The sequence below is a fragment of the Cedecea sp. B1(4) genome (assembly GCF_059414925.1).
Genome location: NZ_JCAHMZ010000002.1, coordinates 379,321 through 397,436 on the forward strand (window position 1 = coordinate 379,321; position 18,116 = coordinate 397,436).

At 51.7% G+C, this 18,116-nt stretch carries 14 protein-coding genes; 12 read left to right on the forward strand and 2 right to left on the reverse strand.

Annotated features, from left to right (window positions below; all coding sequences use genetic code 11):
• Nucleotides 1–85: 85 nt before the first annotated feature.
• From rssA to ACR6JA_RS05270, 4 genes are all read left to right on the forward strand, one after another.
• The gene (rssA, locus tag ACR6JA_RS05255) at nucleotides 86–994 is read left to right on the forward strand and encodes a patatin-like phospholipase RssA (RefSeq protein WP_166873314.1); all 909 of its coding nucleotides are present in this window, start codon (nucleotides 86–88) and stop codon (nucleotides 992–994) included.
• Nucleotides 995–1,075: 81 nt separating this feature from the next.
• Nucleotides 1,076–2,089 carry a two-component system response regulator RssB gene (rssB, locus tag ACR6JA_RS05260; protein ID WP_008454235.1) on the forward strand — a complete coding sequence of 338 codons (1,014 nt, stop codon included), beginning with the start codon at nucleotides 1,076–1,078 and terminating at the stop codon, nucleotides 2,087–2,089.
• 202 nt (nucleotides 2,090–2,291) lie between these two features.
• Entirely contained in the window at nucleotides 2,292–3,200 is a 909-nt protein-coding gene (gene galU, locus ACR6JA_RS05265; RefSeq protein WP_008454237.1) for a UTP--glucose-1-phosphate uridylyltransferase GalU, read from the forward strand.
• A gap of 24 nt (nucleotides 3,201–3,224) precedes the next feature.
• A complete protein-coding gene (locus ACR6JA_RS05270) occupies nucleotides 3,225–4,565 on the forward strand; it encodes a UDP-glucose dehydrogenase family protein (RefSeq protein ID WP_166873320.1) in 1,341 nt (446 codons plus the stop codon).
• A 756-nt stretch (nucleotides 4,566–5,321) separates the two neighbouring features.
• Here the strand turns inward: ACR6JA_RS05270 and hns are convergent.
• Nucleotides 5,322–5,729, reverse strand: a complete 408-nt coding sequence (gene hns, locus ACR6JA_RS05275; RefSeq protein WP_008454242.1) for a histone-like nucleoid-structuring protein H-NS — start codon at nucleotides 5,727–5,729, stop codon at nucleotides 5,322–5,324.
• A 554-nt stretch (nucleotides 5,730–6,283) separates the two neighbouring features.
• Here hns and tdk point away from each other — a divergent pair.
• The gene (tdk, locus tag ACR6JA_RS05280; RefSeq protein WP_039303730.1) at nucleotides 6,284–6,889 is read left to right on the forward strand and encodes a thymidine kinase; all 606 of its coding nucleotides are present in this window, start codon (nucleotides 6,284–6,286) and stop codon (nucleotides 6,887–6,889) included.
• 120 nt (nucleotides 6,890–7,009) lie between these two features.
• Here the strand turns inward: tdk and adhE are convergent, their stop codons facing one another.
• A complete protein-coding gene (adhE, locus tag ACR6JA_RS05285; RefSeq protein WP_213716205.1) occupies nucleotides 7,010–9,682 on the reverse strand; it encodes a bifunctional acetaldehyde-CoA/alcohol dehydrogenase in 2,673 nt (890 codons plus the stop codon).
• Nucleotides 9,683–10,157: 475 nt separating this feature from the next.
• Here adhE and ACR6JA_RS05290 point away from each other — a divergent pair, with 475 nt between their 5' ends.
• The 7 genes from ACR6JA_RS05290 to ACR6JA_RS05320 all read left to right on the forward strand — a co-directional run bounded on the left by ACR6JA_RS05290 (nucleotide 10,158) and on the right by ACR6JA_RS05320 (nucleotide 18,113).
• The gene (locus tag ACR6JA_RS05290) at nucleotides 10,158–10,805 is read left to right on the forward strand and encodes a YchE family NAAT transporter (protein ID WP_213716204.1); all 648 of its coding nucleotides are present in this window, start codon (nucleotides 10,158–10,160) and stop codon (nucleotides 10,803–10,805) included.
• Nucleotides 10,806–11,608: 803 nt separating this feature from the next.
• Nucleotides 11,609–13,240, forward strand: a complete 1,632-nt coding sequence (oppA, locus tag ACR6JA_RS05295; protein WP_494493000.1) for an oligopeptide ABC transporter substrate-binding protein OppA — start codon at nucleotides 11,609–11,611, stop codon at nucleotides 13,238–13,240.
• 108 nt (nucleotides 13,241–13,348) lie between these two features.
• Entirely contained in the window at nucleotides 13,349–14,269 is a 921-nt protein-coding gene (gene oppB / locus ACR6JA_RS05300; protein WP_008454251.1) for an oligopeptide ABC transporter permease OppB, read from the forward strand.
• Nucleotides 14,270–14,281: 12 nt separating this feature from the next.
• Complete coding sequence (oppC, locus tag ACR6JA_RS05305) at nucleotides 14,282–15,190, forward strand: oligopeptide ABC transporter permease OppC (RefSeq protein ID WP_034807489.1); 909 nt, start codon at nucleotides 14,282–14,284, stop codon at nucleotides 15,188–15,190.
• Between the two features lie 11 nt (nucleotides 15,191–15,201).
• A complete protein-coding gene (locus ACR6JA_RS05310; protein WP_039294150.1) occupies nucleotides 15,202–16,215 on the forward strand; it encodes an ABC transporter ATP-binding protein in 1,014 nt (337 codons plus the stop codon).
• On the forward strand, nucleotides 16,212–17,216 hold the full coding sequence (gene oppF, locus ACR6JA_RS05315; protein WP_008454255.1) for a murein tripeptide/oligopeptide ABC transporter ATP binding protein OppF: 1,005 nt from the start codon (nucleotides 16,212–16,214) through the stop codon (nucleotides 17,214–17,216). Before ACR6JA_RS05310 ends, oppF begins: the two co-directional genes overlap by 4 nt.
• Nucleotides 17,217–17,267: 51 nt before the next feature.
• Entirely contained in the window at nucleotides 17,268–18,113 is an 846-nt protein-coding gene (locus ACR6JA_RS05320) for an ion transporter (RefSeq protein WP_213716203.1), read from the forward strand.
• Nucleotides 18,114–18,116 lie beyond the last annotated feature (3 nt).

The following is an 18,116-nucleotide window of genomic DNA, read 5'->3' on the forward strand; positions in this document are numbered from 1 at the left end:
AATAATACGGCGGCAGCACTTATGTTAACTGAGCGGTGGCGTTGGCGTCACGGAGTGATTACCGGGGAAGATTGACCGAGGCGTGATGAGACAGGTAAAGATCGGCCTGGCATTAGGGTCGGGTGCGGCCAAAGGATGGGCGCACATTGGCGTTATCAATGCGTTAAAAAAAGCAGGGATTCAGATTGATATCGTGGCAGGGTGTTCCGTCGGCGCGCTGGTCGGTGCCGCCTATGCCAGCCAGCGGTTGCCGGTGATGGAGCGATGGGTGCGATCATTCAGCTACTGGGATGTCCTGCGTCTGATGGATCTTTCCTGGCGTCGCGGCGGGCTGCTCCGTGGTGAACGCGTGTTTAACAATATTCGCAAAATCATTCCAGAAACCGCTATTGAGGGCTGTGGCATGAGATTTGGTGCCGTGGCCACCAACCTGAGTACCGGGCGAGAGCTGTGGTTTACCGACGGCGACCTCCATCAGGCTATTCGCGCTTCCTGCAGCATGCCGGGGCTGCTGTCTCCCGTTGCGCACAACGGTTACTGGCTGGTGGATGGCGCTATTGTTAATCCGGTGCCGATTTCGCTCACTCGTGCGCTGGGTGCGGATATCGTCATTGCGGTGGACTTGCAGCACGATGCGCACCTGATGCAGCAGGATCTGCTGTCGGTGAATATGACGCCTGCCGGGGAGGACAATCTGGCGCAGCCTGCGTCCTGGCGCAGTCGTTTACGGGAGCGTTTGGGAAAAATGACCCACCGCCGGGCCAATGTTACGCCGACGGCGATGGAAATTATGACTACCTCGATTCAGGTGCTGGAAAACCGCCTCAAGCGTAACCGCATGGCGGGCGATCCTCCCGATATTCTTCTGCAGCCCTTTTGTCCGCAAATTTCCACCCTCGACTTTCATCGCGCGTCCGAAGCTATCGCGGCAGGCTACCTTGCGGTTGAGAAAAAAATGGATGAGCTACTGCCGCTGGTTCGTACTCATGATTAAGTTAATACTTAACCCGTTTGTGACAGGCGCTCGTTGCGATACCGTGCCACTATTGAAATATTGCCAGGCAGAGGAAAGCGCATGAGTTACCCGCTGGAAGGAAAGCAGATCCTCATTGTTGAAGACGAGCCCGTTTTCCGCTCTCTGCTGGACAGCTATTTGACGTCGCTTGGCGCGGGCACGCTGCTTGCCTGGGACGGAATGGATGCGCTTGAGAAGCTGGGGCAATTTACGCCGGATCTGCTGATTTGTGACCTGGCGATGCCACGAATGAATGGCCTTGAACTGGTGGAGCATATCCGTAACGAAGGTAATCAAACGCCCATTTTAGTTATTTCAGCGACGGAAAATATGTCTGACATAGCCCAGGCTTTACGGCTCGGTGTGCAGGATGTGTTGCTGAAACCCATTAAAGATCTTAATCGATTAAAAGAGACCGTACTGTCCTGTATCTACCCCACAATGTTTAATTCCCGGGTAGAAGAGGAGGAGCGGCTGTTTCAGGATTGGGATGCGCTGGCACGGGATCCTCAGGCTGCATCGAAGCTGCTGCAAGAACTGCAGCCGCCGGTCCAGCAGGTTATGTCGCGCTGCCGAATAAATTATCGCCAGTTAATTGCCGTCGATCAGCCTGGTCTGGTGCTCGATATTGCGCCACTTTCAGATAATGATCTGGCTTTTTATTGTTTAGACGTTACCCGTGCTGGCGATAACGGTGTATTAGCCGCGCTGTTGCTCAGAGCGTTATTCAATGGATTATTACAGGAACAACTTTCGCATCAGGGCCAGCGTTTACCTGAACTGGGTAATTTACTAAAACAGGTCAATCAACTTTTGCGTCAGGCAAACCTGAACGGACAATTTCCGCTCATTGTGGGTTATTATCACAGCGGATTAAAAAACCTCATTCTGGTCTCCGCCGGGCTTAATGCCACATTAAATACCGGCGAGCACCAAATCCAGGTCAGCAACGGCGTGCCGTTGGGGACGCTGGGCAATGCCTACCTCAATCAAATCAGTCAGCGGTGCGAAGCCTGGCAATGCCAGGTGTGGGGCTCCGGTGGGCGTTTACGGCTGATGTTGTCTGCAGAATAAACAACGGAACAACTGATTACATTTAGCTTTTTTCCTGGAACTCGGGCGGTGGTAATATCGCGACCAACCTAATCGTATTTGTCTTAAATTAGCCGCTGCCGGAGTAAACGGGGGGCGGTTTTCGTTTTTAAGCTGATATACTCAACCGCGTTTTTAAATTGACGACAAGTGTGAAACTTGAACAGTCCTGGAGGTTTTTTCAATGGCTGCCATTAATTCTAAAGTAAGAAAAGCTGTTATCCCGGTTGCGGGGTTGGGAACGCGTATGTTGCCGGCAACAAAGGCAATTCCAAAAGAGATGCTGCCGCTGGTTGATAAACCGCTGATTCAGTATGTCGTTAATGAGTGTATCGCTGCCGGTATTACCGAGATTGTACTGGTTACCCACTCTTCTAAAAATTCCATCGAGAACCACTTCGACACCAGTTTTGAACTGGAAGCCATGCTTGAGAAGCGCGTTAAGCGTCAGCTTCTGGAAGAAGTGCAGTCTATTTGCCCACCGCACGTCACCATTATGCAGGTGCGTCAGGGGCTGGCGAAAGGGCTGGGCCACGCCGTGATGTGCGCGCATCCTGTCGTCGGTGATGAGCCGGTTGCGGTGATCCTGCCGGACGTGATTCTGGATGAGTTCGAATCCGACCTTTCTCAGGACAACCTGGCTGAAATGATCCGCCGCTTTGACGAGACCGGACACAGCCAAATCATGGTTGAACCTGTTGCGGATGTAACCGCTTATGGCGTGGTTGACTGCAAAGGTGCTGCGCTTTCTGCGGGCGACAGCGTGCCAATGGTCGGGATTGTTGAGAAACCTAAAGCCGACGTTGCGCCATCCAATCTGGCCGTTGTCGGACGCTATGTGCTGAGTGCGGATATCTGGCCGCTGCTGGCGAAAACTCCTCCAGGTGCCGGGGATGAAATTCAGCTCACCGATTCTATCGCCATGCTGATGGAAAAAGAGACCGTTGAAGCCTACCACATGAAAGGCGTGAGCCATGACTGCGGCAACAAGCTGGGCTATATGCAGGCGTTTGTTGAGTACGGTATTCGTCATAACACGCTGGGTGCAGACTTTAAAACTTGGCTTGAAGCCACCGTTGGCGCGAAGAAATAAGTTAATTCAACGCAGGATGGTAAGATGAAAGTTACCGTATTTGGTATTGGCTACGTTGGTTTAGTCCAGGCCGCCGTGCTCGCTGATGTTGGGCATGACGTCATGTGCATCGACGTGGACGCAAAGAAAGTGGAAAACCTGAAAAAAGGCGAAATCCCTATCTTTGAGCCAGGCCTAGCGCCGTTGGTGAAGAAAAATTATGAAGAAGGGCGCCTGCAGTTCAGCACCAATGCTGAAGAGGGCGTCAACCATGGCGAAATGCACTATATCGCCGTGGGGACTCCGCCGGATGAAGACGGTTCCGCTGACCTGAAATACGTGACTTCCGTTGCGCGTACCATTGCGCAGTACATGGATTCACATAAAGTCGTCATCGACAAGTCAACGGTACCCGTTGGCACGGCAGACAAAGTCCGTGCGGTGATGGAAGAAACCCTGAAATCTCGCGGTCTGGAGATTAACTTTGATGTGGTTTCTAACCCCGAGTTCCTGAAAGAAGGTGCCGCGGTTGCCGACTGCATGCGCCCTGAGCGTATCGTCATCGGGACGGATAACGAAGAGGTTATTGACCTGCTTCGTGAGCTGTACGAACCGTTCAACCGTAATCACGATCGCATGATTCTGATGGATATCCGCAGCGCCGAGCTGACTAAATACGCCGCTAACTGCATGCTGGCGACCAAAATCAGCTTCATGAACGAGATTGCTAACCTGGCCGAACGTCTCGGGGCTGACATCGAGAAAGTGCGAATGGGTATCGGGTCTGATTCCCGGATTGGCTACAGCTTCATCTATCCTGGCTGCGGCTACGGTGGCTCCTGCTTCCCGAAAGATGTTCAGGCGCTGATTCGCACCGCAGAGCAGATTGGCTACACGCCAAAAATTCTGCAGGCGGTCGAAGAGGTTAACTATGCTCAGAAGCAAAAGCTGCCTGAATTCGTGACCCGCCACTTCGGCCAGGATCTGAAAGGCAAAACCTTTGCGCTTTGGGGACTTTCTTTCAAGCCTAATACAGACGATATGCGTGAAGCCTCCAGCCGGGTGCTGATTGAGGCACTGTGGGAACGAGGCGCAGAGATTCAGGCTTTCGATCCAGAAGCCATGGATGAAACTCAGCGTATTTACGGCCACCGCAGTGATTTAAGGCTGATGGGAACCAAAGAAGCGGCCCTGCAGGGCGCGGATGCGCTTGTGGTTTGTACCGAGTGGCAGAGCTTTAAGGCTCCGGATTTCGATCTGATGAAGAAATCCCTGAAGCAGCCGGTCATCTTCGATGGTCGTAATCTTTATGATCCAGAAAGACTGAATAAGCGTGGTTTTGTTTATTACGCAATCGGCCGCGGTGCTTCGATTAATATTGTTTAAATAACGCCCGTCTGTTGTTATTTATCGTGACCGGCACGACAGCGCACCAGAGAGCCTGTACGCTGCCGGTCACGTTCTCCTTCTCCGTACTACTCCTAAGATTTTAAATCCCCGCTATTAGGCTTCTACAGGGCTTTTCAGCCGTGTTCCTGCAATATTCTGCCGTTCTCGACCGACAAAACCTTTATAGGGGTTAAGGTAAAGGGCTGTGCTCGTTATTTGAACATTAGGGTGCATCTGAAGCAGAAAGATAAGCGAGCGACTAAACGCGGATAACAATGGGCCGTGTAAATATGAGCGATAAAAATGGCAGTAATATACTTCACGGCGCGTATGTGGGGCGAACCAGTCTCGGCGTAAGCGAGATAAAAGCAACGTATGGGATACTCAATAATCTCTCGGCATGCGATCTTCAGGCAGGATTCCCCACTTTGTTTAGGCAAGGATTCAACTATATGTAGTAATGCCACATTTTTAGTTGATAACGCTTATGGAGTATATCAGCCCGAGAAATGGATTATCTTAACGTCAGATAAATCTGCGTCAGGCTTAACCTGATGATTAGCGGGAGAAATTAACTGTACTAAAGGACAGGTATTGTATCTAAAGATATTAAATACGATTCATTAATAAAGAAACGTAAGCTGTTATAGGATTGTTTTACTAAAGTGGTTCATGGCAGGGGCATTAAAATGAAGTGCGTCACAAATAAAAAATCCCGCCGGAGCGGGATCTTAATAAGCAGCACTGAGAGGATTACAGCAGGAAGTCTTCCAGTTTCTTACCTTGCTCATCCATTGCTTTCTTGATAACTGCTGGAGTACGGCCCTGGCCAGTCCAGGTTTTAGTTTCGCCGTTTTCGTCGATGTACTGGTATTTAGCAGGGCGCGCAGCGCGCTTCGCTTTACCTGCAGATTTAACAGCGGCAATGCTGTTCAGCAGTTCGTTAGGGTCGATGCCGTCAGCAATCAGCATTTCACGGTATTGCTGAAGTTTACGAGTGCGCTCTTCAACTTCAGCCGCCGCCGCGTTTTCTTCTTCACGACGTTCGTTAACGACAACTTCTAATTTCTCCAGCATCTCTTCCAGAGTTTCCAGGGTGCATTCTCTTGCCTGGGCACGAAGAGTACGGATGTTGTTCAGAATTTTAAGTGCTTCGCTCATTGTAGTAATCTCAAACTTATTATTGGGGGGTGACGTTTGAGCTAATAATAGAGCGTTATATTAGGTTCTGCAATAGCCGTGAATGTAAGTAATTCAAAATTTGCTGATATATAAGTGGCAGTTTAAATACTGTTAACTTAATTCCTGGCCGCTAAACCACGTGAAATGGCACTTCAAGACTCAATTTTTAGACAACAACCCTGCCATCAAAAGGGTTTGTCATGATGAGGGAAAGATAAAAATTTCGCATTAATCATCAAATATCAAGCACGGGTATTTAGGCATAGGATGGATAGCGGTCGTTTACAATTTATAATAATTGAGCAGGTGAACCATTTCATTAGAGGCGATAACCCGTCTGGATCGGCGATCCGTCATAGCCGTTTCATGTATCCGGCATACCGCTATTACTCAATGTATAAGCGTGATTTATTAATATATCGGATACAATTAACCTTGATGTTTAGCGAGGTAATCCACCATCCACCGCACGTTACAGTGTGGTACAATCCGCCGAAACATAATTTACACTTTTGATTCAGGCAACGGGTGCAATGGCTCAACTCTATTTTTACTACTCAGCAATGAATGCGGGAAAATCGACGGCGCTACTTCAGTCATCCTGGAATTACCAGGAAAGAGGGATGCGTACGCTGGTCTACACCGCCGAAATTGATAATCGTTTTGGTGTGGGTAAGGTCAGTTCGCGTATTGGTCTGTCTTCCCCGGCCCGGCTTTATAATCCGACAACCGACCTGCTGGCCGACATCCGCGCCGAACAGCAATCTGCCCCGATACACTGCGTTCTGGTGGACGAGAGCCAATTTTTATCTAAAGAGCAGGTTTATGCTTTATCTGATGTTGTCGATGAGCTGGATATTCCTGTTTTATGCTACGGGCTGCGAACGGATTTTCGCGGGGAGTTATTTAGCGGTAGTCAGTACCTGCTGGCGCTGTCTGACAAATTGGTTGAGCTGAAAACGATTTGTTTCTGTGGCCGTAAAGCCAGTATGGTGCTGCGTCTCGATCAGGAAGGTCGGCCTTATAATGAGGGTGAGCAGGTGGTGATAGGTGGGAATGAGCGCTATGTTTCGGTCTGCCGTAAGCATTACAAAGAAGCCTTGCTTAAAGGCTCTCTACAGGCCATTCAGGGCAACTGATTCACCGGCCAGAACTTCCTGTAACGCTTCTACATTAAACATGCTGTGCAGGCCTGAGTGACGTATTCAGACAGAAAAAAACCCGCCAAAAGGCGGGTTTTGCATTTTAAGGGCTACCGATTAAGCCGTTTTCTTGGCTTTTTTGTCAGCTTTTGCCGCTGGTGCAGCTTCTTTAGCCGCAGCACCTTCAACAAACGGACGGCCGTAGTAGGTATCCAGCAGAATCTGTTTCAGCTCAGAAATCAGCGGATAGCGTGGGTTAGCGCCGGTGCACTGGTCGTCAAAGGCATCTTCAGACAGTTTATCTACGTGTGCCAGGAAGTCTGCTTCCTGCACGCCTGCTTCGCGGATGGACTTAGGAATACCCAGTTCAGCTTTGATTGATTCCAGCCATGCCAGCAGTTTCTCAATCTTAGCCGCGGTACGGTCACCCGCTGCGGTCAGACCCAGGTGGTCGGCGATTTCAGCGTAGCGGCGACGAGCCTGTGGACGGTCGTACTGGCTGAAAGCCGTCTGCTTGGTTGGGTTGTCGTTCGCGTTATAGCGAATAACGTTGGAAATCAGCAGGGCGTTCGCCAGACCGTGCGGAATGTGGAACTGAGAACCCAGTTTGTGAGCCATGGAGTGGCACACGCCCAGGAAGGCGTTAGCAAACGCGATACCGGCGATAGTCGCTGCGTTGTGAACACGTTCACGCGCAACCGGATTCTTAGACCCTTCATTATAGGAAGCTGGCAGGTTTTCTTTCAGCAGTTTGAGTGCCTGCAGAGCCTGGCCGTCAGAGAATTCGCTTGCCAGGACGGAAACGTAAGCTTCTAGCGCGTGGGTCACGGCATCCAGACCACCAAAGGCGCAAAGCGACTTAGGCATTTCCATCACCAGGTTAGCATCAACAATTGCCATGTCCGGGGTCAGCGCGTAGTCAGCCAGCGGGTATTTCTGGCCGGTTGCATCGTCGGTAACAACCGCAAACGGTGTGACTTCAGAACCGGTACCGGACGTGGTGGTGACCGCAATCATCTTCGCTTTCACGCCCATTTTCGGGAACTTGTAGATACGTTTACGGATATCCATAAAGCGCAGCGCCAGTTCTTCGAAGTGGGTTTCTGGGTGCTCGTACATGACCCACATGATTTTGGCTGCATCCATTGGGGAGCCGCCGCCCAGCGCAATGATCACGTCTGGTTTGAAGGAGTTTGCTAGTTCAGCACCCTTACGAACAACGGTCAGTGTAGGGTCAGCTTCAACTTCGAAGAAGACTTCGGTTTCTACGCCAGCGGCTTTCAGCACGGAGGTGATCTGATCGGCATAGCCATTATTGAACAGGAAACGGTCGGTCACAATCAGCGCACGTTTGTGGCCATCAGTAATCACTTCATCCAGCGCAATTGGCAGAGAGCCACGGCGGAAGTAGATAGATTTCGGAAGTTTATGCCACAGCATGTTCTCAGCTCGCTTAGCAACGGTTTTCTTGTTGATCAGGTGCTTAGGACCCACGTTTTCGGAGATGGAGTTACCGCCCCATGAACCACAACCCAGCGTCAGAGACGGCGCAAGTTTGAAGTTATACAGGTCACCGATACCCCCCTGAGAAGCCGGAGTGTTAATCAGGATACGTGCGGTCTTCATTTTGTCGCCGAAGAACTTAACGCGCGCAGGCTGATTGTCCTGGTCGGTATAAAGGCAAGAGGTATGGCCGATACCGCCCATCTCAACCAGTTTCTCTGCTTTTACTACCGCGTCTTCAAAGTTTTTAGCGCGGTACATGGCAAGGGTAGGGGACAGTTTTTCATGAGCAAACGGCTCGGACTCATCTACTACAGACACTTCACCGATCAGGATTTTGGTGTCTGCTGGTACGGTGAAGCCAGCCAGTTCTGCAATTTTGGCTGCCGGCTGGCCCACAATCGCGGCGTTAAGCGCACCATTCTTCAGGATGATGTCCTGAACGGCTTTCAGCTCTTTGCCCTGCAGCAGGTAACCGCCGTGGCTGGCGAAACGTTCGCGAACGGCGTTATATACAGAATCAACAACGATGACGGACTGTTCAGACGCACAGATAACGCCGTTGTCGAAGGTTTTTGACATCAAAATAGACGCAACAGCACGTTTTACGTCGGCAGTTTCGTCTACCACAACAGGTGTGTTACCTGCGCCTACGCCGATAGCCGGTTTACCGGAGCTGTAAGCAGCTTTAACCATGCCTGGGCCACCGGTCGCCAGAATCATGTTGATGTCCGGGTGGTGCATCAGGGCGTTAGACAGCTCGACGGAAGGTTGATCAATCCAGCCGATCAGATCTTTTGGTGCGCCCGCCGCGATTGCAGCCTGCAGAACAATGTCTGCTGCTTTGTTGGTTGCATCTTTAGCGCGTGGGTGCGGGGAGAAGATGATCGCGTTACGGGTTTTCAGGCTGATCAGCGATTTGAAAATGGCGGTTGAAGTTGGGTTAGTGGTTGGCACGATACCGCAGATGATACCGACAGGTTCGGCAATCGTGATGGTACCGAAGGTGTCGTCTTCAGACAGCACACCGCAGGTTTTCTCATCTTTATAAGCGTTATAGATATATTCAGAAGCGAAGTGGTTTTTAATCACTTTATCTTCGACGATACCCATACCGGATTCAGCGACGGCTAATTTAGCCAGGGGGATTCGAGCGTCGGCAGCGGCCAGGGCGGCAGCACGGAAAATCTTATCGACTTGCTCTTGAGTAAAGTTGGCATATTCACGCTGGGCTTTCTTTACGCGCTCTACGAGGGCGTTCAGTTCCGCGACATTAGTTACAGCCATAATGCTCTCCTGATAATGTTAAACTCTTTTAGTAAATAAGCTGCGCGAGTCGACAGTATAGTCAGCAGCCACAGAATGCGTGTTTAAGACAAAAACCGTCATAAAAATGACCTGAATTCATGCGCTGATTTACTAAAAGAGCCTCATCTGAATAAGCTGTGTTAGTGGAAAAACCTGCTCTTCAGATGTGTCCAAGAGTACTCACTTCTGAGTGGGTTTTTCGTGATCTAAATCACAACTAATTGATGCTGACACCATTCAGCAAGCGCTATCCAGGTGATTGATAAATCTTTAAAAATTTAGTCACAGCGATGTCAAAACAAAGTATCACAAATTCAACATTCAGGTAACAGTTCACCATGATGCTAAAATAAGTTGCTGCAGGCGCCGATTAAGCAGGGAAATAGCGTAGCGGCAGGGGTGTTTTTCCATTACATTACGCCTGCTTTTGCTTTGTTCATTTGCGGAGTTTTGTGTGGCTCAATCCTTTTTCGACTTGCCAACCTATATTAAGTTCTTTATCGGGATGTTTGCCCTGGTCAACCCGGTAGGGATCATTCCCGTATTTATTAGTATGACCAGTTACCAGAGTGCCGCAGCAAGAAATAAAACCAACCTCACGGCCAACCTCTCGGTGGCGATTATTCTCTGGACCTCACTTTTTTTGGGTGACGGTATTCTGCAAGTTTTTGGTATTTCAATCGATTCATTCCGAATTGCCGGCGGTATTCTTGTGGTGACCATTGCTATGTCAATGATCAGCGGTAAGTTGGGTGAAGATAAACAGAACAAGCAAGAGAAGTCGGAGAGCGCGATTCGCGAAAGTGTGGGGGTTGTTCCTCTCGCATTGCCGTTGATGGCGGGGCCTGGTGCAATCAGTTCAACGATTGTCTGGGGAAGTCGCTATCATAGCTGGGGTCATCTGCTGGGATTTTCCCTGGCCATTGCGCTGTTTGCATTTTGCTGTTGGCTGCTGTTCCGCATTGCACCGTGGCTGGTGCGCATGCTGGGGCAAACCGGGATCAACGTGATCACCCGTATCATGGGCCTGCTTCTGATGTCTCTGGGGATCGAATTTATTGTCACCGGGGTCAGGGCTATCTTCCCGGGGCTGACAAGTTAATTCCGCTGCCGCTTTCAAATGAAAAAGCAGAATCTCTATTCTGCTTTTTTTCTTTCCGTAGAAGAAAATTTCACCTGCTCGCTATCCCCATCATTGCAAAAGTAAATGCGAATCTTTCATAAGAAAATGCTTTGGAAAACCGTATATTAGAGGTTGACGTTGTAACAAGCTGTACAGAAAAGTGGCGATCGAAATGATATTTAGCATCCGTTATGCAATCAGGCTTGCTGCGGGTTTATTGAGATGATATTAGTAATTCATGCCTTCCCGCAGAGGAATGTGCTAAAAAATAATCAATTGTTAATTTTTTGTGAGTGATGAAGCAGGCGATAAACCGACCTCCTCTCTAATGCAGTGATAGTATACTAACCCCATGATAATAAAGATTATGATTGGGTTTTTATAGAGCTCATTCCTGCATGACGCTCCCCACAATCTCTCCATAAAAGAGAAATGGTTAACAAATTTGCAAATTGTATTGGCGGGTATCTGAAGCTTTTGATACTTTCCGGGCAAAACAATTCGCTGAAAAATGTTTCTTTTCTAGATGAGAATGATTTCGCAGCGTAATCATGTCCTGCGAACAACTAAATCATGGCCGTCGACCACGCAATCGGCGGCAGAAAGAATCGACGTAATGAGGTCGCCGAATCGAGCGGCCCGAAAATAAAGTCGGTGATAGCGAAGTAGTAAGGAAAGCAGTATCCCGTACGGACGTTTAACGCTCCTGCGCTGTAAGGGACCCCTGAGGGGAAGAGGCCGACTTTCGGGTCGGTAATTATAATGAGTGGAGTACCAACACAATGACAAATATCACTAAAAAAAGCCTGATTGCAGCGGGCATTTTAACTGCGCTGATTGCTGGCAATGCCGCGATGGCGGCAGATGTTCCGGCGGGTGTGCAATTGGCAGAGAAACAAGATCTGGTTCGTAACAACGGCTCAGAACCTCAATCTCTTGATCCGCACAAAATCGAAGGTGTGCCAGAGTCCAATATCAGCCGTGACCTGTTCGAAGGTCTGCTGGTAAGCGATCTGCAGGGCCACCCGTCTCCGGGTGTCGCAGAGTCCTGGGACAATAAAGATTTTAAAGTCTGGACTTTCCACCTGCGTAAAGACGCGAAATGGTCCAACGGCGAACCTGTGACCGCGCAGGACTTTGTTTACAGCTGGCAGCGCCTGGCTGACCCGAAAACCGCCTCTCCTTATTCCAGCTACCTGCAATACGGTCACCTGACCAATATCGACGATATCATTGCCGGTAAAAAGCCGACCAGCGATCTGGGCGTGAAAGCCATCGATGACCACACTCTGGAAGTCACCCTGAGCGAGCCGGTGCCGTACTTCTACAAGCTGCTGGTTCACCCATCCGTTTCTCCGGTACCGAAAGCGACCGTTGAGAAATTCGGCGACAAGTGGACCCAGCCTGCCAACATCGTGACCAACGGTGCTTACAAATTAAAAGATTGGGTGGTGAACGAGCGTATCGTTCTGGTGCGTAACACCAACTACTGGAATAACGCGAAAACCGTGATTAACCAGGTGACCTACCTGCCAATCTCTTCTGAAGTAACAGACGTTAACCGCTACCGCAGCGGTGAAATCGACATGACGTATAACAACCTGCCGATTGAGCTGTTCCAGAAACTGAAAAAAGAAATTCCAACTGAAGTTCACGCCGATCCGTACCTGTGTACTTATTACTACGAGATCAACAACCAGAAAGCACCATTTACCGATCCTCGCGTTCGTGCGGCGCTGAAACTGGGCCTGGATCGCGACATCATCGTGAACAAAGTGAAAAACCAGGGCGATCTGCCGGCTTATGGTTATACCCCGCCGTATACCGATGGCGCGAAACTGACCCCGCCAGAGTGGTTCACCTGGTCTCAGGACAAGCGTAACGAAGAAGCCAAAAAACTGCTGGCTGAAGCAGGTTACACCAAAGACAAGCCGCTGACCTTCAACCTGCTGTACAACACCTCCGATCTGCACAAGAAGCTGGCTATCGCCGTGGCGTCTATCTGGCAGAAAAACCTGGGCGTGAACGTCAAGCTGGAGAACCAGGAGTGGAAAACCTTCCTGGATACCCGTCATCAGGGGACCTTCGACGTGGCGCGTGCGGGCTGGTGTGCGGACTATAACGAACCGACTTCCTTCCTGAACACCATGCTGTCCGACAGCTCTAACAACACCGCGCACTATAAGAGCCCGGCGTTCGACAAGATTATTGCCGACACCCTGAAAGTGACCGACGAAGCCCAGCGTACCGCGCTGTATGAGAAAGCTGAGCAGCAGCTTGATAAAGACTCGGCCATCGTTCCGGTTTACTACTACGTTAACGCCCGTCTGGTTAAGCCGTGGGTGGGTGGTTACACCGGTAAAGACCCGATGGATAATGTCTACGTCAGAGACTTGTACATTATCAAACATTAATGGCAATTCGTGGGGCAGGGCCCACTGGTTTCGGCCGGTGGATAGATTCTGCCCCATCGTGTCTTATTTACATCGCACTGCAAAGGCACAGGCCAGAAGGTACGGGCAATGTTGAAATTTATTCTACGTCGTTGTCTGGAAGCAATTCCGACACTCTTTATTCTTATTACTATTTCCTTCTTTATGATGCGTCTCGCACCGGGGAGCCCTTTTACCGGCGAACGTACGTTGCCGCCAGAAGTTATGGCGAACATCGAAGCGAAGTATCACCTTAACGATCCGATCACCACGCAGTATTTCAGCTATTTAAAACAGCTGGCGCACGGGGATTTTGGGCCGTCATTTAAATACAAAGACTATTCGGTCAATGACCTGGTGGCGTCCAGCTTCCCGGTATCCGCAAAATTAGGCGCAGCTGCTTTCATCTTTGCCATTGTGCTGGGTGTGACGGCGGGCGTGGTTGCGGCACTGAATCAAAACACCAAATGGGATTACACGGTAATGGGCTTTGCCATGACGGGGGTGGTTATCCCCAGCTTCGTGGTGGCGCCGTTGCTGGTACTGATATTCGCTATCACCCTGAAATGGCTGCCCGGTGGCGGCTGGAACGGGGGAGCGCCGAAGTACATGATACTGCCGATGATTGCTCTGTCTTTGGCATACATCGCGAGCATCGCGCGTATTACCCGCGGCTCAATGATTGAAGTCCTGCACTCTAACTTCATCCGCACCGCACGTGCTAAAGGCCTGCCGATGCGTCGTATCGTGCTGCGTCATGCCCTGAAACCTGCGCTGCTGCCGGTCCTGTCCTACCTCGGGCCCGCGTTTGTAGGGATCATCACGGGTTCTATGGTAATTGAAACAATTTATGGCTTGCCGGGCATCGGTCAGCTGTTTGTTAACGGGGCGCTGAACCGTGACTATTCACTGGTTCTCAGCCTGACCATTCTGGTCGGTGCGCTGACGATTCTGTTCAACGCGGTAGTTGACGTGCTGTATGCCGTTATCGACCCGAAAATCCGTTACTAAGCTGGAGTGGCCATAATGTTGACTAAGAAAAACAGCGAGGCGCTGGAAAACTTCAGTGAAAAACTGGAAGTTGAAGGCCGTAGCCTGTGGCAGGATGCGCGTCGCCGTTTTATCCATAACCGTGCGGCGATCACCAGCCTGTTTGTTTTGGCGCTGATTGCACTGTTCGTGGCGTTTGCGCCCGTTCTGTCGCAGTTTACCTACTTTGATACCGACTGGGGCATGATGTCTGCAGCCCCTGACATGGCATCCGGTCACTACTTCGGAACCGATTCATCGGGCCGTGACCTGCTGGTGCGCGTCGCCATCGGGGGACGTATTTCCCTGATGGTCGGTATTTCTGCTGCGCTGGTGGCGGTGATTGTTGGGACGCTTTACGGCTGTCTGGCCGGTTATCTCGGCGGCAAAATCGACTCCGTGATGATGCGTTTGCTCGAGATCCTGAACTCCTTCCCGTTCATGTTCTTCGTTATTTTGCTGGTGACCTTCTTCGGGCAAAACATCCTGCTGATTTTCGTGGCTATCGGCATGGTGTCCTGGCTGGACATGGCGCGTATCGTGCGCGGCCAGACCCTGAGCCTGAAACGCAAAGAGTTCATCGAAGCGGCACACGTAGGCGGTGTTTCGACCATTAACATCGTTCTGCGCCATATTGTGCCGAACGTGTTGGGCGTGGTGGTGGTTTACGCCTCACTGCTGGTACCTAGCATGATCCTGTTCGAATCTTTCCTGAGTTTCCTGGGCCTCGGCACGCAGGAACCTCTGAGCAGCTGGGGAGCGCTGTTAAGCGACGGTGCAAACTCCATGGAGGTATCACCGTGGCTTCTGCTGTTCCCGGCAGGCTTCCTGGTGGTTACGCTGTTCTGTTTTAACTTTATCGGCGATGGCCTGCGTGATGCCCTCGACCCGAAAGATCGTTAAGGAGTCCCTCCATGAGTACTATTGAAACCTCTCCGGTGGCCGCTCCACTGAACAAATCTGAGGTCCTGCTGGACGTTAAAGACCTGCGTGTGACCTTTGGCACACCCGACGGCGACGTCACGGCAGTAAACGACCTCAACTTTAGCCTGCGTGCCGGTGAAACCCTCGGCATTGTCGGTGAGTCCGGCTCGGGCAAATCCCAAACGGCCTTCGCGCTGATGGGCCTGCTGGCGGCCAATGGTCGTATCGGCGGCTCTGCGAAATTCAACGGCAAAGAGATCCTGAACCTGCCGGAGTCGCAGCTTAACCGCCTGCGCGCCGAGCAAATCTCGATGATTTTCCAGGATCCGATGACCTCGCTGAACCCGTACATGCGTGTGGGCGATCAGCTGATGGAAGTGCTGATGCTGCACAAAAAACTCGGTAAGGCGGAAGCGTTTGAAGAGTCTGTGCGGATGCTGGATGCGGTAAAAATGCCGGAAGCGCGGAAGCGCATGCGCATGTTCCCACACGAGTTCTCCGGCGGGATGCGTCAGCGCGTGATGATTGCCATGGCGCTGCTGTGTCGGCCAAAACTGCTAATTGCTGACGAACCGACTACCGCGCTGGACGTTACCGTTCAGGCGCAGATCATGACGCTGCTGAACGAGCTGAAGCGTGAGTTCAACACGGCGATCATCATGATTACCCACGACCTGGGCGTTGTAGCGGGGATCTGCGACAAAGTGCTGGTGATGTACGCTGGGCGTACGATGGAATACGGCAACGCGCGTGACGTCTTCTACAAGCCGGTACACCCTTACTCCATCGGCCTGTTGAACGCGGTGCCGCGTCTGGATGCGGAAGGTGAATCTCTGCTGACCATTCCTGGCAACCCGCCGAACCTGTTGCGCCTGCCGCAGGGATGCCCGTTCCAGCCTCGCTGCCAGTTTGCGATGGAAGCGTGTAATAGTGCTCCGCCACTGGAGCAGTTTGGTGATGGCCGCCTGCGTGCCTGCTTTAGACCGGTGGAGGAATTAGTATGAGCACCGTTGCAGAAGAGAGAAAAGTTCTGTTAGAAATCGCCGACCTGAAGGTGCATTTTGACATCAAAGACGGCAAACAGTGGTTCTGGCAGCCTTCCAAAACCCTGAAAGCCGTGGATGGCGTGACGCTGCGCCTGTACGAAGGGGAAACCCTCGGCGTGGTGGGCGAGTCCGGCTGCGGGAAATCGACCTTTGCCCGCGCCATCATTGGCCTGGTGAAAGCGACCGATGGCCGCGTAGCCTGGCTGGGGAAAGATCTTCTGGGCATGAAACAGGAAGAGTGGCGCGATGTGCGCAGCGATATTCAGATGATTTTCCAGGATCCTCTGGCATCGCTGAACCCGCGTATGAACATCGGCGATATCATCGCCGAGCCGCTGCTGACCTATCATCCAAAAATGCCTAAGCAGGAAGTTCGCGACCGCGTGAAGGCGATGATGATGAAGGTCGGCCTGCTGCCAAACCTGGTCAACCGCTACCCGCATGAGTTCTCCGGCGGCCAGTGCCAGCGTATCGGTATCGCACGCGCGCTTATTCTTGAGCCAAAACTCATCATCTGTGATGAGCCGGTCTCCGCGCTGGACGTGTCGATTCAGGCGCAGGTGGTCAACCTGCTGCAGAAACTGCAGCGCGAAATGGGGCTGTCGTTAATCTTCATTGCCCACGATCTCGCGGTGGTGAAGCACATCTCCGATCGCGTGCTGGTCATGTATCTGGGTCATGCGGTGGAGCTGGGCACCTATGATGAGGTGTACCACAATCCGCTGCACCCATACACCAAAGCGCTGATGTCGGCGGTGCCGATCCCCGACCCGGACCTGGAGAAGAACAAAACTATCCAGCTGCTGGAAGGGGAGCTTCCGTCGCCCATCAATCCGCCATCAGGCTGCGTGTTCCGTACCCGCTGCCCGATTGCCGGCCCGGAATGCGCCAAAACGCGGCCGGTGCTGGAAGGCAGTTTCCGCCATGCGGTTTCCTGTCTGAAGGTTGACCCGCTATAATCTCGCCTGGGGCCAGCACCGCGCTGGCCCTTTCTTTTTGCGAGGATCACCGTGCCTGGGAACATTTCTTCACTTCGTGTACTGCTGTACCGCTTTCTGTTCGATCAAAATACCCGTTCCGGGCGCCGTTTCGAGGCGTTTTGCGGCCTGCTGGCGCTGCTCAGCGTAGCCGTTGTTTTTACCGAATCCAGCGTCGGGAGCGACCCCCGGCTAACCTACGGCGAATGGCAGCTGTTTATCTGGCTGGAAATCATCTTTACGCTGCTGTTCACCTGTGAATATTTGCTTCGGGTGTTAACGTGGCCGCAGCCTGTCCGTTATGTGATCAGCTTCTGGGGCATTATTGACCTGGCGACCATGCTGCCGCTGTATGTCCTGTGGCTTTGGCCAGAGTTTGCTATTCACTACTATTTTGCCTGGCGAGCAATGCGCGCCATCCGCGTGCTGCGTATCCTCAAACTTCTGCGCTACATGCCCGCGCTCAAAAGTCTGTGGCGCAGCCTGATTAACGCCAGCAATCAGCTGATCCTGTTCTATTCGTTTATTGCCATCGTGATGGTTGCGGCGGGAGCGCTGATGTACGGCATAGAAGGGAAGGCCAACGGCTTTACCAGCCTTGGCGTAGCGGTTTACTGGGCGGTTGTGACGGTCACAACTGTCGGCTATGGCGACATTGTGCCGCATACTGCGCTGGGGCGTTTCGTGGCCTCGCTGCTGATCCTGATTGGTTATTCGGTTATAGCCATCCCCACCGGGATTTTAACGGCGCAAATGTCTCAGGATATGCAAAGAAGGCGGTCGGTAAGGGAATGTACGCGCTGTCATCAGCAGGATCATGCCAGCAATGCGCATTACTGCAAAACCTGCGGGGAGCATCTCCCGCCCAATGAGAAGTAGTCA

Excerpts from the sequence above, each read along its gene's own strand:
- ACR6JA_RS05310 (WP_039294150.1), top strand. The coding sequence starts at position 15,202 with ATGAGTACTATTGAAACCTCTCCGGTGGCCGCTCCACTGAACAAATCT.
- oppA (WP_494493000.1), top strand. The coding sequence starts at position 11,609 with ATGACAAATATCACTAAAAAAAGCCTGATTGCAGCGGGCATTTTAACT.
- oppB (WP_008454251.1), top strand. The coding sequence starts at position 13,349 with ATGTTGAAATTTATTCTACGTCGTTGTCTGGAAGCAATTCCGACACTC.
- oppF (WP_008454255.1), top strand. The coding sequence starts at position 16,212 with ATGAGCACCGTTGCAGAAGAGAGAAAAGTTCTGTTAGAAATCGCCGAC.
- adhE (WP_213716205.1), bottom strand. The coding sequence starts at position 9,682 with ATGGCTGTAACTAATGTCGCGGAACTGAACGCCCTCGTAGAGCGCGTA.
- tdk (WP_039303730.1), top strand. The coding sequence starts at position 6,284 with ATGGCTCAACTCTATTTTTACTACTCAGCAATGAATGCGGGAAAATCG.
- galU (WP_008454237.1), top strand. The coding sequence starts at position 2,292 with ATGGCTGCCATTAATTCTAAAGTAAGAAAAGCTGTTATCCCGGTTGCG.
- rssB (WP_008454235.1), top strand. The coding sequence starts at position 1,076 with ATGAGTTACCCGCTGGAAGGAAAGCAGATCCTCATTGTTGAAGACGAG.
- rssA (WP_166873314.1), top strand. The coding sequence starts at position 86 with ATGAGACAGGTAAAGATCGGCCTGGCATTAGGGTCGGGTGCGGCCAAA.
- hns (WP_008454242.1), bottom strand. The coding sequence starts at position 5,729 with ATGAGCGAAGCACTTAAAATTCTGAACAACATCCGTACTCTTCGTGCC.
- ACR6JA_RS05270 (WP_166873320.1), top strand. The coding sequence starts at position 3,225 with ATGAAAGTTACCGTATTTGGTATTGGCTACGTTGGTTTAGTCCAGGCC.